General features: G+C 65.1%; 19 protein-coding genes and 1 pseudogene. 12 read left to right on the top strand and 8 right to left on the bottom strand.

Annotated elements, in window-relative coordinates; genetic code table 11:
* Positions 1 to 18: 18 nt before the first annotated feature.
* Positions 19 to 924 (top strand): MerR family transcriptional regulator, encoded by a 906-nt coding sequence (locus Q1M07_RS04815; RefSeq protein ID WP_300451422.1) that lies wholly within the window; start codon positions 19 to 21, stop codon positions 922 to 924.
* A gap of 134 nt (positions 925 to 1,058) precedes the next feature.
* Here Q1M07_RS04815 and Q1M07_RS04820 read toward each other — a convergent pair whose 3' ends face one another.
* Together Q1M07_RS04820 and Q1M07_RS04825 are read right to left on the bottom strand one after the other, a co-directional pair.
* Positions 1,059 to 1,541 carry a phosphate-starvation-inducible PsiE family protein gene (locus tag Q1M07_RS04820; protein WP_300451425.1) on the bottom strand — a complete coding sequence of 161 codons (483 nt, stop codon included), beginning with the start codon at positions 1,539 to 1,541 and terminating at the stop codon, positions 1,059 to 1,061.
* A 97-nt stretch (positions 1,542 to 1,638) separates the two neighbouring features.
* Entirely contained in the window at positions 1,639 to 4,314 is a 2,676-nt protein-coding gene (locus Q1M07_RS04825) for a cation-translocating P-type ATPase (RefSeq protein ID WP_300451428.1), read from the bottom strand.
* Positions 4,315 to 4,957: 643 nt separating this feature from the next.
* Between Q1M07_RS04825 and Q1M07_RS04830 the strand changes: the two genes are divergently transcribed.
* From Q1M07_RS04830 to menD, 4 genes are all read left to right on the top strand, one after another.
* Entirely contained in the window at positions 4,958 to 6,301 is a 1,344-nt protein-coding gene (locus Q1M07_RS04830; protein ID WP_300451430.1) for a DUF4384 domain-containing protein, read from the top strand.
* 100 nt (positions 6,302 to 6,401) lie between these two features.
* Positions 6,402 to 7,781 (top strand): AMP-binding protein, encoded by a 1,380-nt coding sequence (locus tag Q1M07_RS04835; protein ID WP_300451433.1) that lies wholly within the window; start codon positions 6,402 to 6,404, stop codon positions 7,779 to 7,781.
* The gene (locus Q1M07_RS04840; protein WP_300451435.1) at positions 7,778 to 9,208 is read left to right on the top strand and encodes an isochorismate synthase; all 1,431 of its coding nucleotides are present in this window, start codon (positions 7,778 to 7,780) and stop codon (positions 9,206 to 9,208) included. Before Q1M07_RS04835 ends, Q1M07_RS04840 begins: the two co-directional genes overlap by 4 nt.
* Positions 9,205 to 10,941 (top strand): 2-succinyl-5-enolpyruvyl-6-hydroxy-3-cyclohexene-1-carboxylic-acid synthase, encoded by a 1,737-nt coding sequence (menD, locus tag Q1M07_RS04845; protein ID WP_300451438.1) that lies wholly within the window; start codon positions 9,205 to 9,207, stop codon positions 10,939 to 10,941. Before Q1M07_RS04840 ends, menD begins: the two co-directional genes overlap by 4 nt.
* A 71-nt stretch (positions 10,942 to 11,012) precedes the next feature.
* Here the strand turns inward: menD and Q1M07_RS04850 are convergent, their stop codons facing one another.
* The 5 genes from Q1M07_RS04850 to Q1M07_RS04870 all read right to left on the bottom strand — a co-directional run bounded on the left by Q1M07_RS04850 (position 11,013) and on the right by Q1M07_RS04870 (position 17,971).
* Positions 11,013 to 11,612 (bottom strand): YfiR family protein, encoded by a 600-nt coding sequence (locus Q1M07_RS04850; RefSeq protein ID WP_300451441.1) that lies wholly within the window; start codon positions 11,610 to 11,612, stop codon positions 11,013 to 11,015.
* A 5-nt stretch (positions 11,613 to 11,617) separates the two neighbouring features.
* A complete protein-coding gene (locus Q1M07_RS04855) occupies positions 11,618 to 13,672 on the bottom strand; it encodes a TonB-dependent receptor (RefSeq protein ID WP_300451443.1) in 2,055 nt (684 codons plus the stop codon).
* A 178-nt stretch (positions 13,673 to 13,850) separates the two neighbouring features.
* Positions 13,851 to 15,752 (bottom strand): propionate--CoA ligase, encoded by a 1,902-nt coding sequence (locus tag Q1M07_RS04860; RefSeq protein WP_300451445.1) that lies wholly within the window; start codon positions 15,750 to 15,752, stop codon positions 13,851 to 13,853.
* Between the two features lie 44 nt (positions 15,753 to 15,796).
* Positions 15,797 to 16,939: a diguanylate cyclase gene (locus Q1M07_RS04865; protein WP_300451448.1), complete on the bottom strand. Its 1,143-nt coding sequence runs from the start codon at positions 16,937 to 16,939 to the stop codon at positions 15,797 to 15,799.
* A gap of 36 nt (positions 16,940 to 16,975) precedes the next feature.
* Positions 16,976 to 17,971 (bottom strand): oxidoreductase, encoded by a 996-nt coding sequence (locus Q1M07_RS04870; RefSeq protein WP_300451451.1) that lies wholly within the window; start codon positions 17,969 to 17,971, stop codon positions 16,976 to 16,978.
* Between the two features lie 344 nt (positions 17,972 to 18,315).
* Between Q1M07_RS04870 and Q1M07_RS04875 the strand changes: the two genes are divergently transcribed.
* Together Q1M07_RS04875 and Q1M07_RS04880 are read left to right on the top strand one after the other, a co-directional pair.
* Positions 18,316 to 18,825 (top strand): C40 family peptidase, encoded by a 510-nt coding sequence (locus tag Q1M07_RS04875; RefSeq protein WP_300451454.1) that lies wholly within the window; start codon positions 18,316 to 18,318, stop codon positions 18,823 to 18,825.
* A gap of 150 nt (positions 18,826 to 18,975) precedes the next feature.
* Positions 18,976 to 20,004: a Fe(3+) ABC transporter substrate-binding protein gene (locus tag Q1M07_RS04880; protein ID WP_300451501.1), complete on the top strand. Its 1,029-nt coding sequence runs from the start codon at positions 18,976 to 18,978 to the stop codon at positions 20,002 to 20,004.
* 26 nt (positions 20,005 to 20,030) lie between these two features.
* On the opposite strand, the gene Q1M07_RS04885 is transcribed toward Q1M07_RS04880, so the two are convergent.
* The gene (locus Q1M07_RS04885) at positions 20,031 to 21,665 is read right to left on the bottom strand and encodes an iron ABC transporter permease (protein ID WP_300451457.1); all 1,635 of its coding nucleotides are present in this window, start codon (positions 21,663 to 21,665) and stop codon (positions 20,031 to 20,033) included.
* A gap of 122 nt (positions 21,666 to 21,787) precedes the next feature.
* Between Q1M07_RS04885 and Q1M07_RS04890 the strand changes: the two genes are divergently transcribed.
* The 5 genes and pseudogenes from Q1M07_RS04890 to Q1M07_RS04910 form a co-directional block, all read left to right on the top strand.
* Entirely contained in the window at positions 21,788 to 22,897 is a 1,110-nt protein-coding gene (locus tag Q1M07_RS04890; RefSeq protein WP_300451460.1) for an ABC transporter ATP-binding protein, read from the top strand.
* Complete coding sequence (gene aat / locus Q1M07_RS04895) at positions 22,894 to 23,601, top strand: leucyl/phenylalanyl-tRNA--protein transferase (RefSeq protein WP_300451464.1); 708 nt, start codon at positions 22,894 to 22,896, stop codon at positions 23,599 to 23,601. Before Q1M07_RS04890 ends, aat begins: the two co-directional genes overlap by 4 nt.
* Before the next feature lie 3 nt (positions 23,602 to 23,604).
* Complete coding sequence (locus Q1M07_RS04900; protein ID WP_300451466.1) at positions 23,605 to 24,384, top strand: arginyltransferase; 780 nt, start codon at positions 23,605 to 23,607, stop codon at positions 24,382 to 24,384.
* Entirely contained in the window at positions 24,333 to 25,040 is a 708-nt protein-coding gene (locus Q1M07_RS04905; protein ID WP_300451469.1) for a hypothetical protein, read from the top strand. The genes Q1M07_RS04900 and Q1M07_RS04905 overlap by 52 nt, the downstream gene beginning before the upstream one ends.
* 30 nt (positions 25,041 to 25,070) lie before the next feature.
* Positions 25,071 to 25,669: pseudogene (locus Q1M07_RS04910) on the top strand (transposase); the annotation flags it as partial.

Genomic DNA, 25,669 nt, shown 5'->3' on the forward strand with positions numbered 1-25,669 from the left:
TAATTGTCCAGGACATATATGGGTGCTATCCGTTTCAATATCGCGGCTGTCGAGCGCGACACCGGTTTGTCAAAGGACGTTCTGCGCATGTGGGAACGCCGCTACGGTTTTCCGGTACCGGATCGTGGCGCCAACGGCGAGCGCGGCTATCCACCCGATCAGGTTGAGCGGCTGCGCCTGATCAAGCGCCTGATGGACGCTGGGCATCGCCCTGGGAAGCTGATGGCGACCCCGCTGGCCGAGCTGGCGACGCTAGCTCCGCGCCGGAAGGGAATTCCTGAGCCTGCCGGTCGGCCTGCCGCCGGAGAGCTCGACGAGTTGTTGCGGCTGATCAAGCAGCACGATGTCGCCGGCTACCAGCAGGCCATGCAGCAGCGTCTGGCACGTCAGGGATTGCAACGGTTTGTCCAGGACACTGTGGCGCCGCTGACGAGTCGGGTCGGTGAAGACTGGGAGCGGGGTGCTTTCGAGGTGTTCGAGGAACATCTCTTTACCGAGCTGACCAAACGCCTGCTCCGTCAAGCCGTCGCTGCGCTGCCCACGGGGCCGCGCGCGCCGCGCATCCTGCTGACCAGCGCGCCGGACGAGCCGCATGTGCTGGGTCTGTTGATGGCCGAGGCAATGTTTGCTCTGGAAGGAGCGGAGTGCATTCCACTGGGCACGCAGATGCCGCTACGCGACATCAGCCGCGCTGCCTTGGCACATCGGGCTGACATCGTGGCGCTCTCGTTTTCGACGGCTTTTCCCCAGCGGCAGATTCCTGCGCTACTGCGGCCACTGCGTGCCGCGCTGCCGGAGGAGGTGGCGCTCTGGGTCGGCGGCGGCGGCATCCGGTGGGTGGCGGACGTGCCCGGCGTCAAGCGGCTGCTCACCCTTGAAGAGGCGACATCGGCCTTGCTGGAATGGCAAGCCGTGTCGCGCTGAAGCGATCCAGGGGCGACGTCAAATGCTGCCGTCGGCCCTGGATTTGAGGCCGAAGTCAGGTCAGCGTCGACAGCCTCGCGCCTCGCGACCGCGAGGCAGCTTCCCCGCTACAGCGCCCACTGTCAGCGCCGCGCTCAATGGTCATGCGGCGTCAGTTGCGCACGCTGCAGCGACCGCGTTAACCAGTAGCCAATCGACAGTGCCAGAGCGAGTGCCGCCGTGGCATAGACGTAGTCCGGACTGATTTCCTTGTAATCGAGGATGACGATCTTGCGGAGGACGGCCATGTAGGCGGTCGCCAGAACGATGTCGAGGTGCAATCCGTCTTCCTGCAGGTAGCTGACAATGTTGACGAAGACTTCGATGGCGATCAGCACCGCCATGAAGGCGCCGAAAGTGGCGAGGATGTCGCTGATTTCGAGCAAGTAATAGGGGTGCACGCTGACCCGGCTGTAGAGCACGTAGACCACGTCGGCGACGCCCCACCAAATCACCAGGACCATGAGCACGGCCAGTACGCGCGCCGCATGGCGGATGCTGGCGCGCAGGTGGCCGATCAGCGGCTCGTCGGGATAGGGTTCCAGTGGCGGTTCAGTATCTGTTTCCTGGCCTTTCATTGCTGCCTCCCATGATTTGAGAAAACGTCCGCGCCGGCGAGCGTCGGGGTGGCCGACCCGTTGTTCTTCGGCTCGCCGCGGGCATTCGTAGCTCCCATTATCGTCCACTGTCGCGAGCGCGGAAGCGTTTTCCCAGGACCTTGCACGCTTCATCGAGCCACAGGACGGTCGCCGCCACCGCCACGGCCAGGCCCCAGTCGCGCAAGCTCAGATCGACGGTATCGAAGATCGCCTGCGCTGGCCCCCAATGCACCACCACCACCTGCAGCGCGAGCACGCCGGCGAGCGCCTGCCAGAGCTTGCCATTGGCAAAGAACGTGGCGTTGAAGGTGCTACCCTGCTCGGCACGGGCGTTGAAGACATTGAAGAACTGGAACAGCACAAAAGTGGTGAAGGCGAGCGTCATGGCGTACCGCGGCTGGTCGTGCGCGGCCAGCCCGTGGTGGAACATGAACAGGGTGCCGACCATCATCGTCAGTCCATAGAGCGCCAGGCGCAGCAGGCGGCGACCGTCGAGGATCTGCGCCGTTTGCGATCGTGGTGGGCTGCGCATCAGGCCGGGGCGCGCGGGTTCGACGCCCAAGGTCATGGCCGGCGGACCGTCCATGATGATGTTGATCCACAACAGGTGGATGGCCGTGAAAGGCGTCGGCCAGCCGAGCAGCGTGGCGGTGAGCACGGTCAGGATGGCGCCGATGTTGGTCGATAGCTGGAAGCGTACGAACTTGACGATGTTGTCGTAGATCACGCGCCCTTCCTCGACTGCCCGCACGATCGTCGCGAAGTTGTCGTCGGTGAGGACGAGCGTCGCGGCCTCGCGGGTCACCGCCGTACCGGTGATACCCATGGCCACGCCGATATCGGCTGCCTTGAGTGCCGGCGCATCATTCACGCCGTCGCCGGTCATCGCCACCACATGCCCGACGGCTTTCAGGGCACGCACGATGCGCACCTTGTGGGTCGGCGAGACGCGCGCGAAAACAGCGATGTCGTTGATGCGCGCGGCCAGTGCCACGTCGTCGAGCGCATCGAGTTCGGCGCCGCTGACCACATTGCCGGCCAGCCCCAGTTCGCGGGCGATCGCGGCGGCGGTCGCTTGATGGTCGCCGGTGATCATCCTGACCTGAACGCCGGCCTGGTGGCAGAGCGCGATCGCCGCCTTGGCCTCCGGCCGCGGTGGGTCCATCAGGCCGGCCAGGCCGAGGAAGGTCCACTCGCTGGCCCAGGCCATCGGGTCGCCTGTCGGGTCGAACTCGCGGGCCGGAATACGGCGCCGTGCTACCGCCAGAACGCGCAGCGCCTGGGCGGCCAGATCTTTGTTGCTGTTCTCGATCAGGCGACGGGAGGACGGATCGAGCGCCTGCTCGCCGTTCGCGCTCAGCCAGTGGGAGGCGCGCGCGAGCAGTACGTCCGGTGCGCCCTTGACCAGCATCTCGACCATTTCCCCGGCGGCGTGAAAGGTGGCCATGAACTTGTGCGCCGAGTCGAACGGAATCTCCGCAAGGCGCGGCCGCTCCTGCTGTTCGGCCTCTGGCGAGAGACCGCCTTTCTGTGCGAGAACCCACAAGGCTCCTTCGGTCGGGTCGCCGATCAATTGGCCGTCACGGACGCGCGAGTCGGTGCACAAGGCCATGGGCAGCAGCAATGGGCGCAGATCGAGTCCGGAGGGTGCCTGCAGGCCGCCTTGCGCAAGATAAGCTTCGCCACTGGCCGAAAAAAAGTTCCCGGCGAACCAGCCGGCCCGCGCGGTCATCTGATTCAGCGTGAGGGTGCCGGTCTTGTCAGAACAGATCACCGTCGTCGAGCCCAGCGTTTCGACGGCGGAAAGCTTCTTGAGAATGGCTCGGTTGCGCGCCATGCGCCACATGCCGATGGCCAGCGTGACCGTCACCACGGCCGGCAGACCTTCGGGAATGGCGGCGACGGCCAGGGCGACGGCGGTCATCGCCGCCTCGGTCCACGGTTGGCCACGCAGGAAGTCGACGAGAAAGATGATCGTCACGACGCCGCCGGCGATGGCCGCCAGCTTCTTGCCCAGAGTGTCGAGCTGACGCTGCAGCGGCGTTTCGCCCTCGGGCGCGTCGGCGATCATGCTGGCCAGCTTGCCCATCTCGCTGCGCATGCCGGTCTCGGTGATCAAGAGCTCGGCGCGACCACGGGTGAGAACCGTATTCATGAAGAGCAGGTTCACACGGTCGCCCAGCGGCAGGTCTTCACTCGCCAGCGCGGCGACGTGCTTGCCGACGGCCTGCGACTCGCCGGTCAGCGCAGCTTCCTCCGCCTCCAGGTTGTGCGCCGCCAGCAGCCGGCCATCGGCCGGCACGCGGTCGCCCGCCTCGAGCAGGACGATGTCGCCGGGCACCAGTTGACTGGCATCGATGTCGGATACCCGCCCGTCGCGGCGTACCCGGGCGCGCGCCGCGAGCATCTGCTTGAGGGCGGCCAGGGTGCGCTCGGCACGGTGCTCCTGCCAGAATCCCAAGCCGGCATTGAGCAGCACGACAATGAGGATCACCATCGCATCCTTGACGTCGCCGATCGCCCAGGCCAGCGCCGCCGCGAATACCAGGACGATGACCAGAAAGTTGCCGAACTGGCCGAGGAACTTCAGCCAGAGCGGGCGCGGGCGTGCCTCGCTGAGCCTGTTCTCGCCGTGCCGGGCGAGCCGCTCGGCGACATCGGTCCGGCTCAAGCCGGCGGCCGGATCGACAGCCAGCGCATTGGCGACTTCTGATGCCGACAGGGTGTGCCAGGGGCGACTTCTCGAGTTCATGATTGCCTCGCCAGGGGATTGGATTTCGGGTGGTGTCCGGTACTACGGATGGCGAGCGTCCGTCCGCTTACGCCGGCAGAGTTCCGGGCGGCCCGCATGCGCAAGAAAGCCGCTCCGATCCATGCGCTACCAATGCTTTGCATCAAGTGTTTCTCCCGTCAGAAGTTGTCTTCCGTTCTTCTGCCGCGCCTGCGCAAAACAGAACGGCCCTTGTCCAGCGAGGACGAAGGGCCGTGATTCCGACAAGGGAGACGATTCGCCAGCGCGGCAAAGGTCTTGCTCGTGGTCACCTCGTGGTGGCCACCCGCGGCGCCGGGAGCCCTCGTACGGCAAGGCATTCCGTCCTGACGACGCCGCGGCGGAGAGCTACTCCCCCTTGGGACAACACGAATCTACTTAAGCTGGCAACCATAGTCAAGTATTCAAGCGTAGCGAGCGACCGGGAATCCTGCCGAAGGAAAACGGGCGCCTGCCGCAGTTGCTCTCGCGCGCAGCGGTCGCGCGCCTGATGGATCCGGCGAGAAAGGTAGCCCGCGTTCAGGTGCCGGAAGCGTTTGCCTTGGGATGGCCTACGCGGCGCATCGAGACGCCGTTATACTTGCGCCGATATGCGCCAACGCTAGGCGCCGAAAGGGGAAGAGGGATGAGCAACACCATCGGTCGCCGGTTGTCTGCCGGTAGCATCATCGCGTCGCTGGCGCTCGCGCTGGAAGCTGGCGCGGCGCCTGAGCTTCCGGCTGGGCCGGCGGCGGCGCCCGTTCCGGTGGCGACGTCCAGCAAGTCGTTCTGGCGTGCCACCGAAGAGGCGGCTACCTTGGCCGGAGGTTTGCCCGTGCGCCTGAACAGGACCTTGCTGCGCGACGGCGAGTTGCGCGTGGTGACGGTCGACGTGCCGCACGAGGGTTACCTGAACGTCGTCAGCGTCGGACCGGACGATGTGGCGACCGTCCTTTTCCCCAATCAGCAGCAGCCTGACAATCGCGTTCCGATGGGGAAGTTTACGATCCCCGGCGAGATGCCGAAGTTCGAACTGAAGGCGGCGCCGCCCTATGGCAGGACGCTGATTGCCGCTTTCCTGAGCAAGGACGAGCTCAATTTCTACAGCAGCGGGATCGGCGAACGAGACGAGCAGGGCGCCATGCGGCAGCCGTTTGCCAGGCTGTCTGGCGAGAGCCGCGTGCAGTTCGGGAAGCTGGCGGCCAAGAGCTTCGTCACGGCGGCGGCGGCGCCGCTGCTCGCCGGCCTGACCTATGGGCTGGTCTGCTCGCCGACCGGTCCCTGCGACTTGGCGAGCGCGGCGACGATGAGCGGCGTCGGCGCCGAGGAAAGTCTGGCTCCCGGCGTGCTGCTCGAATCCGAGATCGAGTTGGCCTTGCCGAAAGGGGTGCGCTTACGCGCGCTGACCGACAAGGGTCTTCGCCTGGCCAAGCTCTCGGAGGGCTTCGTGCCGCGCCTGTACGACAATGCCGCGCGGCAGTGCAGCATCGCTTACGGTCACCTCGTCAAGAAGGCGCCCTGCGACGGTAGTGAACCGATTGTCTTTCGCCGCGGCGTCAGCGAGGTGCAGGGCGAAATGTTGCTCGTCGAAGACTTGCGGCGCGCTCAACGGGCTGTCATGGGCCTGGTCAAGACCGATCTCTCCGACCAGCAGTTCGCCGCGCTAGCTGATTTCACGTTCAACGTCGGGGCCGGCATGCTGCAGAAGTCGACCTTGCTCGAGGCAGTCAACGCTGGTCAGCACGAACGCGTGCCGGCCCAGTTGCGGCGCTGGACCCTGGTCGATGGCAAGGAATCGCGCCGCTTGAAAGTACGGCGCGAACGTGAGATTGCGTTGTATTTCGAGGGCGGGCGGATACCGAAAGCGTCGCTCGACGGCGAGGATCTGGCGCCGATCGATATCCGCGTCGGCGAGCCACCCCGACCATTGGCGTCTCCGGCCGGCAAGCCCGGTGCGCCTGACGGACCGCCGTCGGTGTCGGCCGACTGAAACTCCCGATGGCCGCCGTTTCTTGATCGGCCGCAAAGTCGTCGCCCCGCGTCGCTGGGTATAATCCGGGGACCATGTTCCCGCGCCCGCCTGAACGGCGGTGAGCCTTCTCGCCAACTGGCTGGACGAAGGCGCCTGCCACTTCCCTTCGACTACCGCCTTGCTGACGCCGCGTGGCGAGTGGTCTTACGCGGATCTGGCCGCGTTGGCCGGACGCGGCGCCGGCGCGCTGCGCGCGCGCGGTGTGCAGGCTGGCGACATCGCCGTTTTTGCGGCGGGTGGCAGCGATTTGGCGTTGGCGGCGCTGGCCTGTTCGGCCGCCGGTGCGGTGCTCTGGCCGCTCGATCCGCAGTCCGTCGACCTGGCCTGGCCGAAGATGCAGGCGCTCGGCGATGGCCGCCTGAAACGGCTGGCCACGCTGCCGCCGCACTGGCCGGCCGGTGGAGTGGAGCGGACGGCAGCGCCCGACGACCTGGCGCTGGTCGTCGCGACGAGTGGCAGCTCGGGCGAGCCGAAAGCGGTGATGCTGAGTAACGCCAACCTCGATGCCGCGGCCAGGGCGGCGAATCAGCGGCTGTCGCTGGCCGCCGGAGACCTGTGGCTAGGCTGTCTGCCGCTCCATCACATCGGCGGTCTTTCGCTACTGTACCGCTGTCTGCGTGCGGGAGCCTCGTTGCTTTTGCACGAGGGGTTTTCGGCCGCCGCCGTCTGGCGCGATCTGAACGCACGTCCGGTCAGCCACTTGTCGATGGTGCCGGCCATGTTGGCACGGCTGCTCGACGTTGCCGGCACGGCACCGGCACCGAGCAGCCTGCGGCATGTGCTGATCGGTGGCGCGGCCCTGTCGCAGTCACTGGGCGAGCGCGCGCTGGCCAGCGGCTGGCCGATCTGTCCGAGCTGGGGAATGAGCGAAACCGCGGCTCAGGCGGCGACGCTGCTCCGACCTGGCAAGGACTGGCGGGGCGGGCAGGTGGGTCCGCTGTTGTCGGGTTTGCAGGCCCGTGTCGGCGGCGATGGGCGCCTCCACTTGCGCGGCGCGCAGGTGATGGTCGGCTATCTGAATCCGGAGCGGTGCCCGGGCGTCGGACTTGACGACGGCTGGTTGGCGACGGCCGATCTTGGTCGGATCGACGCCGCCGGTTGGCTCACCGTCCTTGGCCGAGCCGACGAGTTGCTGATCAGCGGCGGGGTGAAGGTTCACCCATCGGTAGTCGAGGCGTGTCTGGCTGCTTGCCCTGGCGTCAGCGATGTGGCGGTCACGGCGGTGCCGGACGCCGTGTGGGGCGATGCGCTCGTCGCGCTGGTCGTCGGCCAAACCGACAACGCCGCGCTCGACACCTGGATGCGCCAGCACCTGATCGGCGCCCATCGTCCACGGCGCGTCCTGCGGCTGGATCGCCTGCCTCGCAATGCGATGGGCAAACTGGAGAGGCAGCAGTTGCGGGCGCTCCTAGACTCGCCGCTCGCGACGTCGCGATGAATTCCGCCGGGCTGCTCGGCGGTGCTTGCCTGGCCCGCCTGCACCGCCGATTGCAGGTCGGGCTGGCGAGGGCGCCGGCCAACGGTTTGCTGAGTATCACGCTTGACCTCGGGGCTGGCGACGCCGACTGGCTGGCGGTCGATCCGGCGCGAGACTACGTCAGCTGGTGGGCGCCGCCGGCCGCCGGCCAAGCGGGCGACCGCCGTTTGGCGCTTGGTCGGGCAGTGGCTTTTTCGACTGCCGGTGGCGGACGCTTCGCTGCCTTGCAGGCGGCTTTTTGCGGGTTGCAGACGCGCTGGCAGCACGACGACGAGCAAAACAGCGGTGTCGAACCGGCAGCGCACATCGGATTCGCCTTCGACGAAGAAGACGAAGACGCCGCCGCAACGACGGCCGCGTTGCCGAATGCGCGTCTTCTCGTGCCGGCGATTCTATTGCGCCATCACGCCGGGCGCCGCACGGCCACTTTCAGTTGCCCGGTAGGCGCCGGCGAAAGGGCGATGGCCCACTGGCTGGCCGAGCTGCAGTCGGTCTACCGGGGGAACGGGGCACAGCCGCTGGCGCCGGTATGGCGGCGCCAGCCCTCGCCGCTCGTCGATCGGGCGTTCTTGGCACGCGCGCGCGCGGCGCTGGCCGAGATTGCGCGCGGCAAGCTCGCCAAACTGGTCCTGACACGGCGTGTCCGTTTCGCCGGCGAGCAGCCGGCGGCGATCGCCCCGATGCTCGCCGCACTTGCCCACCGTCAGCCGCGGTGCACGCTTTACGCGGTCGGCCAGGCGGGCCAGAGTTTCGTCGGCGCGACTCCGGAGCGTCTGGTGAAGCTGCAGGCCGGCACCGTGTACGCCGACGCGCTGGCCGGGACCGCTTGGCTGAGTGCCTCCGACAGTCGACCGGCGTCGCGTGGCCTGCTCGACGACAAGAACCGTCGCGAGCACCAGTTGGTCGTCGACGCGATTCGCGCGGCTCTCGATCCGCTCTGCACTTCGCTGGTCGTGCCGCCAGCGGCGACGGTATTGCACCTCAGCGAACTGCAACACCTGCAGACGCGAGTCGTCGGCCGCCTGCGCCCCGGAGCAGCGCTGTTCGACCTGCTGGCCGGGCTGCATCCGACCCCAGCCGTCGGCGGCGCGCCCGGCGCGGCGGCTCGTCAGTGGTTGAGGCATCACGGTGAGCGGCGCGTCGCGTGGTACACCGGCGGCATCGGCTGGGTGGAACGAAACGGCGACGGCGAAGTCGTCGTCGCGCTGCGTTGCGCACGCCTGCGCGGTGGCGAAGCCGAGCTCTTTGCCGGTGCCGGAATCGTTGCTGGCTCGGAGCCGGAGCAGGAACTCGCCGAGACCGAGGTCAAGCTGGCGGTCATGGCCGACGCCCTGCAGCAGTCGGGCGGCGTCGACGGCTGCCGCTCGAGCAGGAACGGCACGCGATGAAGGACGCAGGCGATGTGGGATGGCTGAATTGGCGCTGGTCGCAGGCCCTGGTCGACGGGCTGGCCGCCGCCGGCCTGCGCGATCTGGTGCTCTCGCCAGGCTCGCGCTCGAGCCCTCTGGCGCTCGCTTTCCTGCGCCAGCGAGAGATCCGCTGCCACGTCATCGTCGACGAGCGCAGCGCCGGCTTCGTCGCGCTTGGTATCGCCAGTGCCGGGGGTCGGCCGGCAGGCTTGCTCTGCACTTCGGGTTCGGCGGTCGCCAACTGGTTTCCGGCCGTCATCGAAGCCGATCTTGCGGCTGTTCCGCTGTTGCTGCTCTCGGCCGATCGCCCGGCCGAACTGGTCGGCTGGGGTGCCAACCAGACGATCGATCAGCAAGGTCTGTTCGGCTCGCATGTGCGTGCTGCCCACTCGCCGGGTGTGCCGATGGCCGACTTTGTGCCGCGCTACGCCTATCGTCTGGCCGCGCGCATGATCGCCGAGAGTCGTTGGCCGTTGCCTGGGCCGGTGCACCTCAATCTGGCTTTTCGCGAACCGCTGCTGCCGGTGGGCGACTGGCCCGAGCCAGGTGCGGTGTTCCCGCGCCCGGCCATCGTTCCGCTCGCTCGCCCGCGCCTGCTGCCCGATGCGCGTGCGATCGCGCACAGCGCGGCGGCGATCAGCGGTCGGCCCGGTGTCATCGTCTGCGGCGGCGCCGATTGCCCGCCAGGCTTCGCCGACGCCGTGACGGCGCTGGCCGCGCAGCTCGACTGCCCGCTGTTCGCCGAACCTCTGTCGAACCTGCGCTTCGGTAGCCACGACCGTAGCCGTCTGAGTGTCTGCTACGATGCCTTTCTGCGCCAACCGTTCTGGTCGACGAGCGCTCGCCCCGAATGGGTCCTGCGCTTCGGCGCTTTTCCGGTGACGCGAACGTTGCAGGAATGGGTGGCCGGTGCGGCGCCGGCACGGCAGATCGTCGTCACTCCCGACAGCCGCTGGTCAGACCCGCCGCATGCCGCCGGGACGCTGATCGCGGCGGACCCGACGGCCGCCTGCCAGGCTTTGCTGGCCTGCGACCTGCAGCCCGCGCCGGTCGGCTGGCGGGCCGTCTTCGTTCGGGCCGAGGCGCGGGCCGCGGCGCTGATACGCCGTTGCCGCGCACAGGAAAATTTCGAGGGTGCCTTGATTCCGGCGCTGCTGCACGCCTTGCCGCCCGGCTATCGGCTGTTTTGCGGCAACTCGCTGGCCATTCGCGCGCTCGACGCCTTTTCGGGGAGCAGCGCCAAACCGCTGCATTTGTTCGGCAATCGCGGTGCCAGTGGGATCGACGGCAATCTGTCGACCGCCCTGGGGATCGCGACCCACGGTCCCTGTGCGGCGCTCGTCGGTGACCTGAGCACACAGCACGATCTGACGGCGCTGGCCGCCGCCGCCGGGCGCGAGATCGTTTTCATCGTGGTCAATAATGGCGGCGGAGGCATATTCGGTTATCTGCCGGTGGCCGGCTTGCCCGAGTTCGAGCGCGGCTGGCTGACGCCCCAGGCGGTAGACCTCGTCGCCGCGGCACGCAGCTTCGGCGTTTCCGCCGAGCGCTGCTCGTCCCTCGCCGCGTTTTCTGCGGCGCTCGAGCGTGCCCTGCAACGGGGCAGTGCGAGCCTGCTCGAAGTGATTGTCGACCGCCGTGTCAGCCAAGAGCAGCACGGGGATTTCTGGCGGGCGATCGTCGCGGCGACCGGCGATCCCCGGTCTGTCTGAACGGCTTGGGTATCACGGCGGATAAGCTCTTCTACGGTCGCGTCGGGGCGGCAGGCGCCGACCGCTTGGGGTCAGCGCTGGCTGGCCGAGGACTCGTCCTTCACCAGGCGCGCCAGTTTCAGCAACTGCGAGCTGAGCTTGAGTCCGGCGCGCTGCGCCGCTTCCTGGTTGATTTCGAAGCGCAGCCTGTCGCCCTCGGCGTACAGGCCGATGATGCCGCCACTCGTCGCGAAGCCCTCAGCGTCGCCCACCGTGAGGACCGGTGCGAGGCGGACGGCGCGCGTCCACTCGGCCATTCTGGCGCGCCCGGCAACGACCAGGAAGTGACAGCCGCTGGCCTCCTCGGGGCGGGCAAGCTGGCGGACTTCGACTTCCTTGCCGCGCACCGCTGGTTTGTTGGCCAGCGCCGCTACGGCCTGCGCGAAGCCGCCGCGCTCGCCCACCGTGCATACCCTCAGGGTTGGCGATCTGCTCCAGAGTTCGTCCGGCCAGTCGGTATATTTGGCGAAGTTGTAGACAAACGCCGCCTTGAGCGTGTTCTCCTCGGCCGGCGCGGACTGCGCGCAGGCCTGGCCTGGCCAGCCGGCGACCAGCGCTAGCGCCACCGCCAGGAGCGGCGTTCGGCAGCGGCCAGTGACGGTCGACCTGGCGTCGGGAGGGAGTTTGCGCATGGGGGTCAGAAGCGGTGGATGGCCTTGATCCGGAAAGTTCGCCCGTCCTGCTCGAACTGGCTGCGCATGGGTACACCGACGTCCGGCGCCGCCGGATCGGCAAACTTCTTGTCGAAAAGGTTGAACAGTGAAGCGGAAAACTGCCAGCCGTCCTTGGCCATCGGCCGCAGAAGCGTCAGGTTGACCACGCCGTAGCTCGCGACGTCGGTGCCGGCGTCGGTCTTGCGGCTCGACAGCCACTGTCCCTCGGTGCCCAGCCGCAGGCCCATCCAGGGTAGCGGCAGCGAACCGAGGAGCTTGCCGACAACGTGCGGTGAGTTGCTCAACTGCTCTCCCTGCGCGTTCTCGGTTTTCGAGACATCGAGGCTCAGGCGCAGGCGCGCGCCGTTGTCCCACTGCTGATCGGCTTCGAGTTCCAGACCCTGCGCCCTGGCGTTACCCGTGTTCTGGTGCTTCAGCAGGCCGCTCTCGGTATCGGTGATCTGCTCGATCAGCTGGTCCATCCGATAGTAATAGGTCGTCGCCGCCAGACGAGTGTTTCTCCCGAGGTAGTGGTCGACGCCCGCTTCCCATGTCGTCAGCTTTTCCGGCTTGAGTTGGTCATTGGCGATCTGCGTTTCAGGGAAAGTATAGAACTTCTCATAGACGTTGGCCGGCCGGAAAGCCGAGCCGTACAACAGTTTCCATCCCGTCTGTTCCGACGACCGGAAGACCAGCCCAAGGCGCGGGCTCAGCTCGCCGCTTGCTGTGCCAACCTTGTCGTAACGAGCGCCGAGCGAAATCTTCAACGAGTCGGTCCATTGGAAATCATTCTGCGCGTACAGGCCGGAGCGGTCGCTATGGCGCAGGTCGTCGAGATACGACTGATACGGATTGAGGTCGTAGTTCCATTGCCTCTGGCGGTAGTTGCTCTGGTATTCGACGCCGCTAACCAGCTTGTTGCGCGCCGACCAGGCTGTGATGAGCTTGAGTTCACTGCCCCACCAATTGGCCTCTGCCCGGTCGCGATTCCTGACCGGTGGGTCGTCGATTGTCGCGCCAGCGTATACCCCTCGGCCATCGTAGGAATAAGCGCCCCAGAAAAGGCGTCCCGATACCTCGCTGTCAGCCGAAACCCGGCGTGTGTAGTTGACACTGAGATAGGCTTGCGAGTCGGTCTGACGGTTGGCGGGATCACCGAAAAGGACTCCGAAAGTCGCTCCGGGGTTTCCATTCTCTCGTTGGCTGGCGGCAGCGGTGAGGCTCAATCCGTCCTGCGATAGCCGGGCGTAGAGCCGGCTGTTGCGGTCGAAAGCGGTGTCGGAGGTACGGCCGTAGTTGGTTTCCGGGGCGTTGAACTCGGGGAAACGCAGGTCGGGGCCCTGGCTGTCCATTCCCGAGACCGAGGCGACGATGTCGGCCCCATTGTCCAGCCGCTTGCCATAGGTCGCACGGCCGTAGAACGTGTCGAAACTCGAGTAGCTCGTGCCGACCTCGATGCCGTCTATCTGCTGGCCCGTTCGGGTAACGATGTTGATCGTTCCGAACAAGGCGTTGCCGCCATAGACGGACGATCCCGGGCCACGGACGACTTCGATGCGGTCGACCAGATCGAGATCGATCAGTTGCTCACTGCCGAGGTAGGCCATGTCGTAGATCGCGTCGTTGGTCCGCTGGCCATCGATCAGCAGGAGAACGCGCGAGTTGTAGTCCTCAGGTCGCGCGAAGCCACGCGCGCCAAGGTAGTCGTAGGAACGGTCGCTGTGCAGGTAGAAACCGGGAACGCTGCGCAACACCTCGGCGACCGTACGCCATCCGTATTGCTGGATGTCATCGTGCGTGATGACGGTAACCGCCGAAGGCGTGGTCGACACCCGCTGGTTGAATCTGGATGCGCTGGCGATCGAAGCGTCCCGTAGCTTGGCCTCGCTCATCAGCTGTTCGAGCGGCATTTCGGTCAGTTCCGCATCGGCCGCCGCGCTCTGATTGGCTGTTACCAGCAAGAGGGCGATCAGGCAGGCGCGCGAACGCCATCCGGGCTCGGCGCTAGCGCGGCGCGAAACCTCGATTACGGCGTTCATGCAATCTCTCGCAAAGGGTGTCGCGACGCCCGAAAGGCGCCGGGTTTCCTCCGTGACCACGAAGTCTGGTCGTTGATCGTGCGCCTGCCGGTCGGTCGGGCGCGCGGCCGGAAAAAAATACCTGCCGCCCAGGTGGGCGGCAGGTAGTTGCGACGAAGCAGGCGCGGCTGGTGCCAGGCTAAGCCTTGAAGGTACCCAGCGCGCGCTGCAGTTGCTCGAGCGCTTTTGGATCCTCGATCGTCGTCAGATCGCCCGGGTCGCGGCCTTCGGCGAGCGCCTGGATCGAGCGCCTGAGTAGCTTGCCGGAGCGCGTTTTTGGCAGCACGGTCAGGAAGTGCACGCGGCTCGGTCGGGCAATGGCGCCCAGGCTGTCGTCCACCTGTTTCATGACCGCCTTTTCGAGTGCCGCGGCGAGTTCGGGCGTGGCAACGCTGTCGGCGTTCTTGACCACCGCAAAGGCCATCGGCATCTGGCCTTTCAATTGATCGGCGACGCCGACGACGGCCACTTCGGCGATCGCCGCATGCCCCTGGATGGCTTCCTCGATTTCACGCGTTCCAAGGCGATGGCCAGCGACGTTGATGACGTCGTCGGTGCGGCCCAGGATGTAGTGATAGCCGTCCTTGTCCTTGATACCCCAGTCGAACGACGAGTAGACCTGCGGTTCGCGGAAGAGCGAGAAGTAGGTCGATACGAAACGCTCGTCGTCACCCCAGACCGTAGACAGGCAGCCGGGCGGCAGCGGCGGCAGAATGCCGACGATGCCCTTTTCGTCCGGGTCGCAGACCGTGCCGTCTTCGCGGAAGATCTTGAGGTTGTAGCCGTAAACCGGGAAGTTTGGCGTGCCATAGCGGATTTCGGTTTTTTCGACTCCCGGCATCGGGCCCAGAATCGGCCAGCCGGTTTCAGTCTGCCAGTAATTGTCGTAAACCGGCCGGCCGAGTTCCGTCATGATCCATTCGTGCGTCGGCTGGTCGAGCGGTTCGCCGGCGAGGAACAAGTGCTTGAGGCTGGACAGGTCGTACTTGTGCATGTAGGCCGTGTCGTGCTTCTTGAGGACGCGTGCCGCCGTCGGCGCCGAGAACATGACGTTGACTTTGTATTTCTCGACGATCTGCCACCAGATTCCCGGGTCGGGACGCAATGGCGTGCCTTCGTACATGATGGTACACATGCCGCCGATCAGCGGTCCGTATACGATGTACGAGTGACCGACGACCCAGCCGATATCGGATGTGGCAAAGAAGGTCTCCCCTTCGCCGCCGCAGAAGATGTACTTCAGCGTAGCCGCCAAGGCGACGGCGTAGCCTCCGGTGTCGCGCTGCACGCCCTTCGGTTTGCCGGTCGTGCCGGAGGTATAGAGGATGTACGATGGTTCGGACGACTCCAGCCAGGTGACCGGCACTTCGGCGTCCATGAACTGTGCGCGCAGCGTCGCGTAATCCACGTCGCGGTCGGCGACCTTGTTGAAGCCTTTGTCGAGACCACGGTCGACCATCAGCACCTTGCCCGGTTTGTGTGCGGCCAATTCGATGGCTTCGTCGAGCAGGTCCTTGTAAGGCACGGCCTTGCCGGCGCGCATGCCGGCGTCCGACGAGACCACCAGCTTGGGCGCCGCGTCGTCGATGCGGGTGGCCAGCGATCCGGAGGCAAAGCCACCGAAGACAACCGAGTGGATGGCGCCGATGCGTGTGCAGGCGAGCATGGCAAACAGGGCTTCGGCGATCATCGGCATGTAGATCAGGACGCGGTCGCCCTTGCCGACGCCGAGGTTTTGCATGACCGCTGCCATGCGCATGACTTCCTGCTTGAGTTCGGCGAAGGTGTAGACGATCTCCTGGTCGGTCTCCGTCGAGATGAAGACCATCGCCCGGTCATTCGGGCGTTTGGCCGCGTGACGGTCGACGGCGTTGTAGCAGATGTTGGTTTCACCGCCGACGAACCACTTGGCGAACGGCGGACGGGAAAAATCGAGGACTTGTGTAAACGGCTTGTGCCAGTCGATGAGTTTGGCTTCCTCACCCCAGAAGGCGTCCGGATTTTCGATTGATTTCTTGTGAAACGCTTGGATTGTCGTCATGAGACTCCCTCTTCCAAATTGTGAACCACCTGCACCAGTGGAAACTATGCTTGCCGGGTGTCTTGGGCTTCGTGCGTCCGGTCAAGCATCCGTTTTCGGATATCTGCCAAAGGCAGACCCAACTTCAACTCCCTTTCCAGCAGCTCCAGAAAGGGCAGTATCTCCTTGCCGAGCTGGAGGATGTGCGGCACCACCGCATTCTCGTGTCCCGTGCGGATGAGGTCGATGGCATGGCCAAGCCGCGGTACCGGGACTTCCGACAAGGGCCGCGCGACACAGGCGACGACCCGGTTGCCGCCGGCTTTTTGCGCCGTTTGCAGCCGCTCGGAGGCGAGGCCCAGTAGCGCTGCCGCCGAGCTGACCCGGTCGACGGGAGTGTTGGCGACGCCAATGCTGATCGACAGATCCAGGCGTTGTCCGTGCGCGGTGATGTTGGCCACCGCGAACGCTTCGCGCAGCCGGTTGGCAAAAGCCTCGCACGCCGGGTAGGGGGTGCCCGGCGAGACCACGGCCAGTTCGTTGCCGGCATAGTGACCCAGACTGTCTTCTTTACGTACCTTCTTGGCCATCATGTTGGCTAGGCGCTTCTGCAGTTCCTTGGCCAGTTCTTCGCCATGTTCCTCGGCGAGCACGTCGAAACGGTCGAAACCGATGATCAGCGCGCTCACCGGCGCTTCGTGCCGCATGGCGAGCGAGACTGCCTGACTGGCTTGCAGATCGACGTACTGCCGCATCGGCAAGCCAGTGTCGGGATGCTGCATCTGGCGACCGGGGTTTTCTCTCAGCTCGTTCTGTACTTGGGACAGTTGGCGCAGCGAATCGATCCGCGCCAGCAGTTCGGTCGCGCCTATCCCGCGACTGATGAAGTCCGAGGCGCCGAGCGCGCGCGCGCGCTCGTTGGCCTCCTCGTTGTCGCCGGCGATCATCAGTACCGGGATTTGCCGGATGCGGGCCAGTCTCGACGCGCGTACGCGCGCCAGAAAACCGTCGCCATCTAGCATCGGCAGCGCCAGCGAGCAAATGACCAACTGGATCGACGGGTCGATGACGAGCGCTTGCCAACCCGATTCGCCGTCGGTTTCCTCGCGAAAACTGTAATGGTCGCGGATCAGCTTGATCAGCGTTGCGCGGACCATGCGCGATTCGTCGACAATCAGAATGCGCGGCTTCGGGCTCGGGTTTTCCATCGCCTGTCGCAATCGCTGTCGGGCTGCCGGCGCGATTTACGCGCCGGCCACGTCGACGACGACTCGCCCACGCACTCGCCCCCCGATGAAGTCGTCGAAAATGCCGGGTAGATCATCGAAAGCGATCGAACGTGTCATCTGCGGCAAATGTCGTGGCCGCAGGTCGGTCGCCAGGCGCTGCCAGACACCGCTGCGATACGGTTCACCGATGTAACCGGAGTCGATACCGAGCAGGCTGGCGCCGCGCAGGATGAAAGGCATGACCGTGGTGTTGAGCGAGGCGCTCGCCGCCAAGCCGATGCTGGCGATCGTACCGCCCTGTTTCATGGTGCTGGCGATCCAGGCCAGAACGTCGCCACCGAGGTTGTCGACCGCACCGGCCCAGAGCGCCTTGTCGAGCGGGCGGATGCGTGACAGGTCGAGCGCCGAGCGGAACATGACGTCTGTCGCGCCCAGCCCTTTCAGGTAGTCGGCCTCGGCTTCCTTGCCGGTGAGCGCGGTAACCTGGTAGCCGCGCCCGGCGAGTATGTCGACCGCCAGACCGCCGACACCGCCGGTCGCACCGCTCACGATCAGCGGGCCTTTCGCCGGAGTCAGGCCGTTCTCTTCCATGCGGACGACCCCAAGGGCCGCCGTGAATCCAGCCGTTCCGAGCGCCATCGCTTCGTACAGCGACAATCCGGCCGGCAGTGGAACGACCCAGTCGGCCGGTACCCGGGCGTACTCGGCATAGCCGCCGTGGTGGGCGACGCCGATGTCGAAGCTGGTGGCGATCACCGCGTCGCCTGCCCGGAAGCGCGGGTCGGCGCTCGTTTCGACGATTCCCGAGAGGTCTATCCCGCCGACGCAGGGATAGCGGCGAATGATGCGCCCGGCGCCGGTGGCGGCCAGTGCATCCTTGAAGTTGACGCTGGAGTAGACGACCTTGATGGTCACGTCTCCGGGATCGAGCTGCGACTCCTCCAGAGCGACGAAGCCGCCGCGGGTCAGACCTTCTTTCTGTTCTATCAGATAAGCCTTGAACGGACTCATGCGCACTCCGTAGGGTTGGGTGGTTGGGGGCGGCCGAACAGCGGCATCCGCGTCAGGAACGGTCTTGGATTATAAACAGAAACCCGGGAAAGTTTGCGGGTCCATCTGTTCCGCGCAACGAGCGGCCGACGCGTGGCAACACGGCCGTCTCCGGTGAATATACTTTGTTCCTTCGCGCAATCCACGGTGCAGTGCACAACAGTTTTTTTGCTTCGGCACCAGGGTTTTTGATGATAGGTCAATTAAGTCAGAGGCATAAAGAGTGTGTTTGAACCAATTTCTTTAGCAGCCGTGGTTCGGCAGGGGGTTTACAGCGTGACATTTTTCACATAAATTCCGTCCCCATGCTCAGAAAACACTCTCTTACCTCATTCTTCGGTGCCGCCCTGATCGCTCTCTCAGGGATTGGCATGGTCCACGCCAGCGAAGTACAGAAGCCCGCCGACGAGCCGTCGCTCTTCGAGCGCTACACGACCAGCGCTCAGGATCTGATACTCAAGGGCTTCGAATTGATCGGGATCAACTATCGCTTTGGCGGTACCAATCCCGATACTGGCCTCGACTGCAGCGGTTTTGTCCAGCTCGTTTTCAAGGAAGCGATCGGCATACTGTTGCCGCGTACCGCCAGGGAGCAAAGCCAGGTCGGTGCGGTCATTGACCAGCAGGAGCTGAAGGCCGGCGACCTGGTCTTCTTCAATACCATGCGCCAGGCTTTTTCGCATGTCGGCATTTATCTCGGCGACAACCGCTTCATGCACGCGCCGCGCACGGGAGCCGAAGTGCGTATCGAGGACATGCGTCAGAGCTACTGGTTGCAGCGTTACAACGGGGCGCGGCGACTGCTGGCGCGCTGAGCGGCGAATCGATACGGCAAAAAAACGACGCCAAGCGTCGTTTTTTTTGCCTATTATTGGGAACGATTCGCATTTACAAGTCGTCCGCCAGCGCTTATAATCGATCGCCATCGATATCGATTCTCATCAAGTTTGAGTGGAGGAATGGTTATGAAGTCGTGGTATTGTCTGCTGTCTGCCCTGGCGCTGACGGCTACGGCGCTGGGCTCGGCACAGTTGCAGGCGCAGGAGAAGGTGCTGAATCTCTACTCCGCGCGTCACTATCAGACCGACGAGGCGCTGTACGACGGCTTCACCCGGCAAACCGGAATCGTTGTCAAGCGCATCGAGGGTAAAGAAGACGAACTCCTCGAGCGGATCCGGAACGAAGGCGCCAACAGCCCAGCCGATGTCCTGCTGACGGTCGATGCGGCGCGCCTCGCCGCGGCGCACGAAATGGGCCTGCTCACACCCGTCAAATCGTCCATTCTCGAGGCGCGCATTCCTGTTCATTTGCGAACCGCCGACTGGTTCTCGTTTTCGCTCCGTGCGCGGGTCATCATCTACACCAAGGGCGTGGTCAAGCCCGAGGAAGTGCGCAACTACAGCGACCTGGCCGATCCTCGGCTGAAAGGCAAGGTCTGTTCTCGCTCCGGTTCGCATCCTTACAACCTTTCGCTGATGGCGTCGATCATCGCGCACCAGGGCGAGGCCAAGGCGGAGCAATGGGCAAAGGGGGTAGTCACCAATTTCGCCCGCCCGCCGAAGGGCGGCGATACCGACCAGATCCGCGCTGTCGCGGCTGGCGAGTGCGCCGTGGCGGTTTCCAATACCTATTATCTGGCCCGCTTGATGCGTTCGGATAAACCGGAAGATCGCAAGACGATGGAGAAGGTTGGCGTCGTCTGGCCGGACCAGCAGGGCCATGGCGCGCACATCAATGTTTCCGGTGGTGGCGTGTTGAAGAATGCGCCGCATCGGGAGGCGGCGGTCAAGTTCCTGGAGTACCTGTCGAGCGACGAGGCGCAACGCTATTTCGCCGACGGCAACAACGAATGGCCAGTGGTCGCCGGGGTTAAGATCGCCAATCCGGCGCTCGAAGCGCTCGGCCGGTTCAAGGCGGACAGCCTGCCGGTCGGCTCCTTGGCCATGTACCGCGCCAAGGCACAGATCGTTTTCGACCGCGCCGGCTACCGCTGATTGCCAACTTGACGGCGGCCGCGCGCTCAACGTTGGGCACGTGAGATCTGGCGTGACAATGCGACGAGTGGCAACAGGCCAGCCGCGACGATCGCCAGCGAGGCGCCTGCCGCTTCGCCGAGGCGCTCGTCGGAAGCCAGGGTATAGGCCTGAGTCGCCAGCGTATCGAAGTCGAAGGGGCGCATTACCAGGGTTGCCGGCAATTCCTTCATCACGTCGACGAACACCAGCAGGCAGGCGGTGAATAGGCTGCCGCGCAGGATCGGCAGGTGTACCCGGTGCAATGTCGCTGCTTGGCCGAGACCCAGACTGCGCGCGGCGTCGTCCATGCTCGGGGTGATCTTGGCCAGGCTGGTGCCAACCGATTGCAGGGCGACGGCCAGGAAACGCACCAGGTAGGCGTAGACCAGCGCGGCGATGCCGCCGGTGATCAACAGTCCGGGGTTGCTGGCGAACCACGTCTGCCATTGGGCGGCCAGCCAGTGGTCCAGCCGCGTCACCGGGATCAGGACGCCGACGGCGATCACCGAACCCGGGACGGCGTAGCCGAGGCCGACCAAGCGGTTGAGTGCCGGCGCCAGTACACCGGCCGACAGCCGGGCGCCGTAAGCGAGGAGAACCGCCAGGCTGACGGCAAGGAAAGCGGTGATGGCGGCGAGCGTGAAGCTGTTGTAAGCCAGGGTGACGAAATGCGCGCCTAACCACGCTTCGCTGTCGGCCAGCGCGAGGCGCCACAGGAGGTAGGCGGGCAGCACAAAGCCTATGGCCAGCGGCAGCGCGCAGACGGCTGTGGCGGCCCAGCCCGGCCAGCTCGGCAAACGATGGCCGATCGAGTGGCGACGCCGTCCACTGGTGTTGTGAAAGCGCGAGCGGCCGCGCGAGCGCTGCTCGACCAGCAACAGCAGGACGACGAAACCGAGTAGCGCGGCCGCCAGTTGTGCCGCCGCGATGCGGTCGCCGAGCGAGAACCAGGCGCGGTAGATGCCGGTGGTGAAGGTCTGGACACCAAAATAGGACACCGTTCCGTAGTCGGCGAGGGTTTCCATCAGAGCCAGAGCCGTGCCGGCCACGACGGCCGGCCGGGCAAGCGGCAAGGACACACGGAAAAAACTCTGCCATGGCCCCAAACCCAGGCTGCGCGAGGCTTCCAGCATGCCGCTGGTGCGCTCGCCAAAGGCTGTGCGGGCCAGCAGGTAGACATAGGGGTAGAGAACGAAAACGAACATCGTCGCCGCGCCTCCGAGGCTGCGGACCTCGGGAAACCAGTAGTCGGCCTTGCTCCAGCCGAAGAACTCGCGCAGAAACGTCTGCAGCGGCCCGACGAACTGCAGAAAATCGGTATAGACGTAGGCAAGGACATAGGCGGGCATGGCCATCGGCAGAACCAGCGCCCACTCGAAGAGGCGCCGGCCGGGGAAGTCGAACATCGTCGTCAGCCACGCCGTGGCGACTCCGATGGCGATGACGCCCAGACCGACCACCAGGCACAGCGCCAGAGTGTTGGCCACGTACTCCGGCAGGACGGTCGCCGCCAGGTGCGACCAGACAGACCCCGTGCCGCCGCTGACGATATTGGTCAGCACGCTGGCCACCGGCAGGCCGACGAGGGCGGCGACGCCGGCCGAAAAGACGAGCAGGGGCTTGATGCGCGAGGTGTTCATGGTTTGCCGCGTAAATGAGAATTATAATTGACCAGAACCAAGTCAGCGTTGCCGGCTTGCCGACGGCTCCCGCGCCGGCTCGGGAGCGTCCTTCTTTGGCGACAACGGATGGCCAAGTCCTGATGGCACACCTCGAATTGACAGACATCGTCCAGCGCTACGGGGCGCAGACCGTGGTCGACCGCGTCAGTTTGCGTGTCGAAACCGGCAGTATCGCCTGCCTGCTCGGGCCGTCGGGCTGCGGCAAGACGACGCTGCTGCGCTGCATCGCGGGCTTCGAAGCGATTGCCGGTGGCGAGATCCGCTTGCAGGGGTGCCTAGTCAGCCGCTCCGGTTGGCGTCTGCCTCCGGAGCAGCGGAAAATTGGCATGGTGTTTCAGGACTATGCGCTGTTTCCGCACCTGACCGTGGCCGCCAACGTCGGCTTTGGACTGTTCGATCTGGATAGCGAGGCGCGGCGGCGGCGGGTCAACGAATTGCTGGCGACGGTCGGCTTAAGCGGCGAAGGCGGCAGGTTTCCGCACGAACTGTCGGGCGGCCAGCAACAGCGGGTCGCACTGGCGCGCGCGCTGGCGCCGAACCCGCAACTGATTCTGCTCGACGAACCTTTCTCGAACCTCGACGTCGATCTGCGCGAACGCCTGTCGCTCGAGGTGCGCGACATTCTCAAGGGTCAGAACATCACCGCTGTGCTCGTCACCCACGACCAGCACGAAGCCTTTGCCATCGCCGACCATATCGGAGTCATGGTCAATGGTGCGATCCAGCAGTGGGACACGCCTTATCGGATCTACCACCAGCCGGTCAACCGGCTGGTCGCCGATTTCGTCGGCCAGGGAGTTTTCATGCCGGGAACAGTGATCGATGACAGTCGCGTCGAAGTCGAACTGGGAGTACTCGAGTCTCGCTTGCCGCTCGAGTGCCGCCAGGGTTGCGACGCTTGCGGCAAGGGCTGTGGGGTCGAAGTACTGTTGCGCCCGGACGACATCGTCCACGACGACCGCAGCGACCTGCAGGCGGAGGTCCGACACAAAGCGTTTCGCGGCGCCGAGATTCTCTATACCCTGCGTTTGGCCAGCGGCGTCGACGTTCTCTCTTTGGTGCCCTCGCATCACAATCACGCGGTCGGCGAGAGGATCGGCATCCGCCTCGACGTCGACCATGTCGTCGCTTTCAAGACGCCGACCCGGGCGTTCGGCGGGGTGCCGCAGACCATTCAGTTTCATCGATGATTCCGTGGCTCGAAGGTGGCGAGCCGTTTCCGCCGCTGAGCTCGGCGCTGCTCGACCCCAACGGCCTGCTTTGCGCCGGCGCCGATCTTTCGCCGCGGCGCTTGCTCGACGCCTACCAGCATGGCATCTTTCCCTGGTACTCGAGCGGCGAACCGATCCTCTGGTGGAGTCCGGACCCACGCATGGTTCTCTTTCCCGGAGAGTTCAGGATCTCGCGCTCGCTGCGCCGCGGCCTGCGCTCTGGCCGCTTTGCCGTCAAGCTCGACCGCGACTTCGAGGCGGTCGTCCGGGCCTGCGCCGAAACCCCGCGCCGCGGTCAGCATGGCACCTGGATCACGCGCGAAATGCAAAGCGCTTACCGGCGGCTTTTCGAACTCGGCTTCGCGCATTCGGTCGAAGTCTGGCTCGACGGCAAATTGGTCGGTGGCTTGTACGGCCTGGCGATCGGCCGCATGTTCTACGGCGAGTCGATGTTCTCCTGTGTCACCGATGCCTCGAAGGTCGCGGCGGCACATCTCGTCCGCTTCCTCGAAGAGGAGAGTTTCGGCATGATTGATTGCCAGATGAGCACTCCGCACCTGGCGTCGCTGGGCGCGCGCGAAATTCCGCGCACGGACTTCATCGAGCGGTTGCGTGTCTTGCTTGCCGTCGCCTGGCAGCCTGGAAAATGGCCGACCGATGGCGCCGACCAACCATGGATCTAGGCGATGGCGCGACTGAACGACTCGAACCTGCCGTTCTCGCTGTTGCAGTTTTATGCCACGGCGCCCTACGCTTGCAGTTATCTGCCGGGCGAACGAGCGCGTTCACAGGTCGCGACGCCCAGCCACCTGATCAACACCGAGATCTATGGCGAACTCGTGCGCAGCGGTTTTCGCCGCAGCGGCGTGTTTACCTATCGCCCGAAGTGTGACCACTGTCACGCCTGCGTCCCGGTACGAATTCCGGTCCGACTGTTTCAAGCCAACCGCAGTCAGCGGCGCAGCCTTGCGCGGCACGGCGACATGACGGTACGCTCCCTGCCGCTGCGCTTCAAGGACGAGCATTACCAGCTTTACCTGCGCTACCAGGCGGCACGACATGCCGGCGGTGGCATGGACCAGGACAGCCACGAACAGTACACGCACTTTCTGCTGCAGAGCCGGGTCGACACGCGCTTGGTCGAGTTCAGTGAGGGCGGCATTCTTCGCATGGTGAGCATCGTCGACGTGCTCGATGACGGACTCTCGTCGGTCTATACCTTCTACGACCCCGAATTGCGGCCGTCCAGTCTGGGAACCTACAACATCGTCTGGCAGATCGCCCAGTGCGTCGCCAACGGACTGCCCTACCTGTACCTCGGTTACTGGATTCGCGATAGTCGGAAAATGGCGTACAAGGCCAATTTCTCGCCCATCGAGGGCCTGTTCGACGGCCAGTGGATCGATCTGCGCGCGTGTCTCGACGAAGCGGTCGACTTGCCGCCGGTGGCGACACGCAATGCCTGATTCGGGATAAGATCCGCCACCTGTCTTTCGGCTTCGGGGGGTCGTCTTATGTCGCGCAAGATGAGGACGCCAGCGCCGCGCCCTGTTTCGGCCGCTGGCGGCGTGACGCCCGAGGCGGAGGCTGGCGGCTGCGCGAAGCCGGTCGTTATCGAGAGGCGATAGAACACTACAAGAACCCGCTCAAGCGGGAGCGCCGCCCGGAATGGGTCGACGGTTTGGCGGCGAGTTATGCCGATCGGTCGGGCGAACTGGCAGACAAGGGCATGCTGCCGGAGGCTCTGACGGTGTGGCGCAACCGCTCGACCTTGCACAACAGACCGCTGAACGAGGTCCCCTATCTCGACTGGCTGTTGCGCGCCGGTGAGCACGACGCGGCGCTGCGCCTGCTCAGTGGAACCGGCGATTTTCCGGCGCCCGTAGACGCTGATCTCGAGATGCATCTCGCCGCGGTGGCTCTGACGGCGCCCGATAGCGCGCTGGCTCAACTGGCCGCCGACAGCCCCCTGCGCCGGCGCTGGCAGCCATCGCCGCCTGCTGCGGGGGCGATGCGGTTGCGCTCGAAGAGCAATTGCGGGCCATTCCCTTTCGCTCGCCGTATCGCGATCTGCGCTTGGTTCTCAATGAGCTTCTTCCGAAATTTCGTCTTCCAAGGGTGACGTAGAATTCAGTTGCTTTAGGAGCGAGAAATGAAGCTAGCGAAGCCGGGCTTCACGCCGGAGTTCAGGGATCTGGCGGTAAAGCGGGTGAAGGCAGGAGAAAGTGTGGGAAGGGTGGCGAATGACTCGGGGCTGGTCGAGCAGACCCTGCGTAACTGGGTGAAGGCAGCGGCGCAGCGGACGCCAAACGGTGTGGGCAGCCGGATGGTGACGCCAGAAGAGACGGAACTGTCGCGGTGGCGAGCCGAGAAAGGGCGATTCCAGCGGGAGCTTGAAATAGTATAAAAAGCGGCGGCGTACTTCGCGAAGGCTGCCCTGTGAAGTACGCTTGGATTGACGCGCATCGGCGAGAGTTCGGGTTGTCGGAACCGTGCGCTGTATCAGAGGTGGGGTTCAGCGGTTACCGGGCCTGGAAGCGGGGTGCGCAGCGCAAGCAACTGACGGACCTGCAGAGGCGGGCGCTTATCCAGGCCATTCATGCTGAACTCAAGGGCGCCCATGGCAGCCCACGCCTGGTGCGCGAACGGCGAAGGCGTGGTTTCCCGGCGAGCAAGGAGCGGGGAGAGAGGTTGAGGCGCGAGAACGGGATTCACGCCCGTCACAAGCGCCGCGACAAGGTGACGACGGAT

It is taken from the genome of Accumulibacter sp., from assembly GCF_029255285.1.
GTDB lineage: Bacteria > Pseudomonadota > Gammaproteobacteria > Burkholderiales > Rhodocyclaceae > Accumulibacter.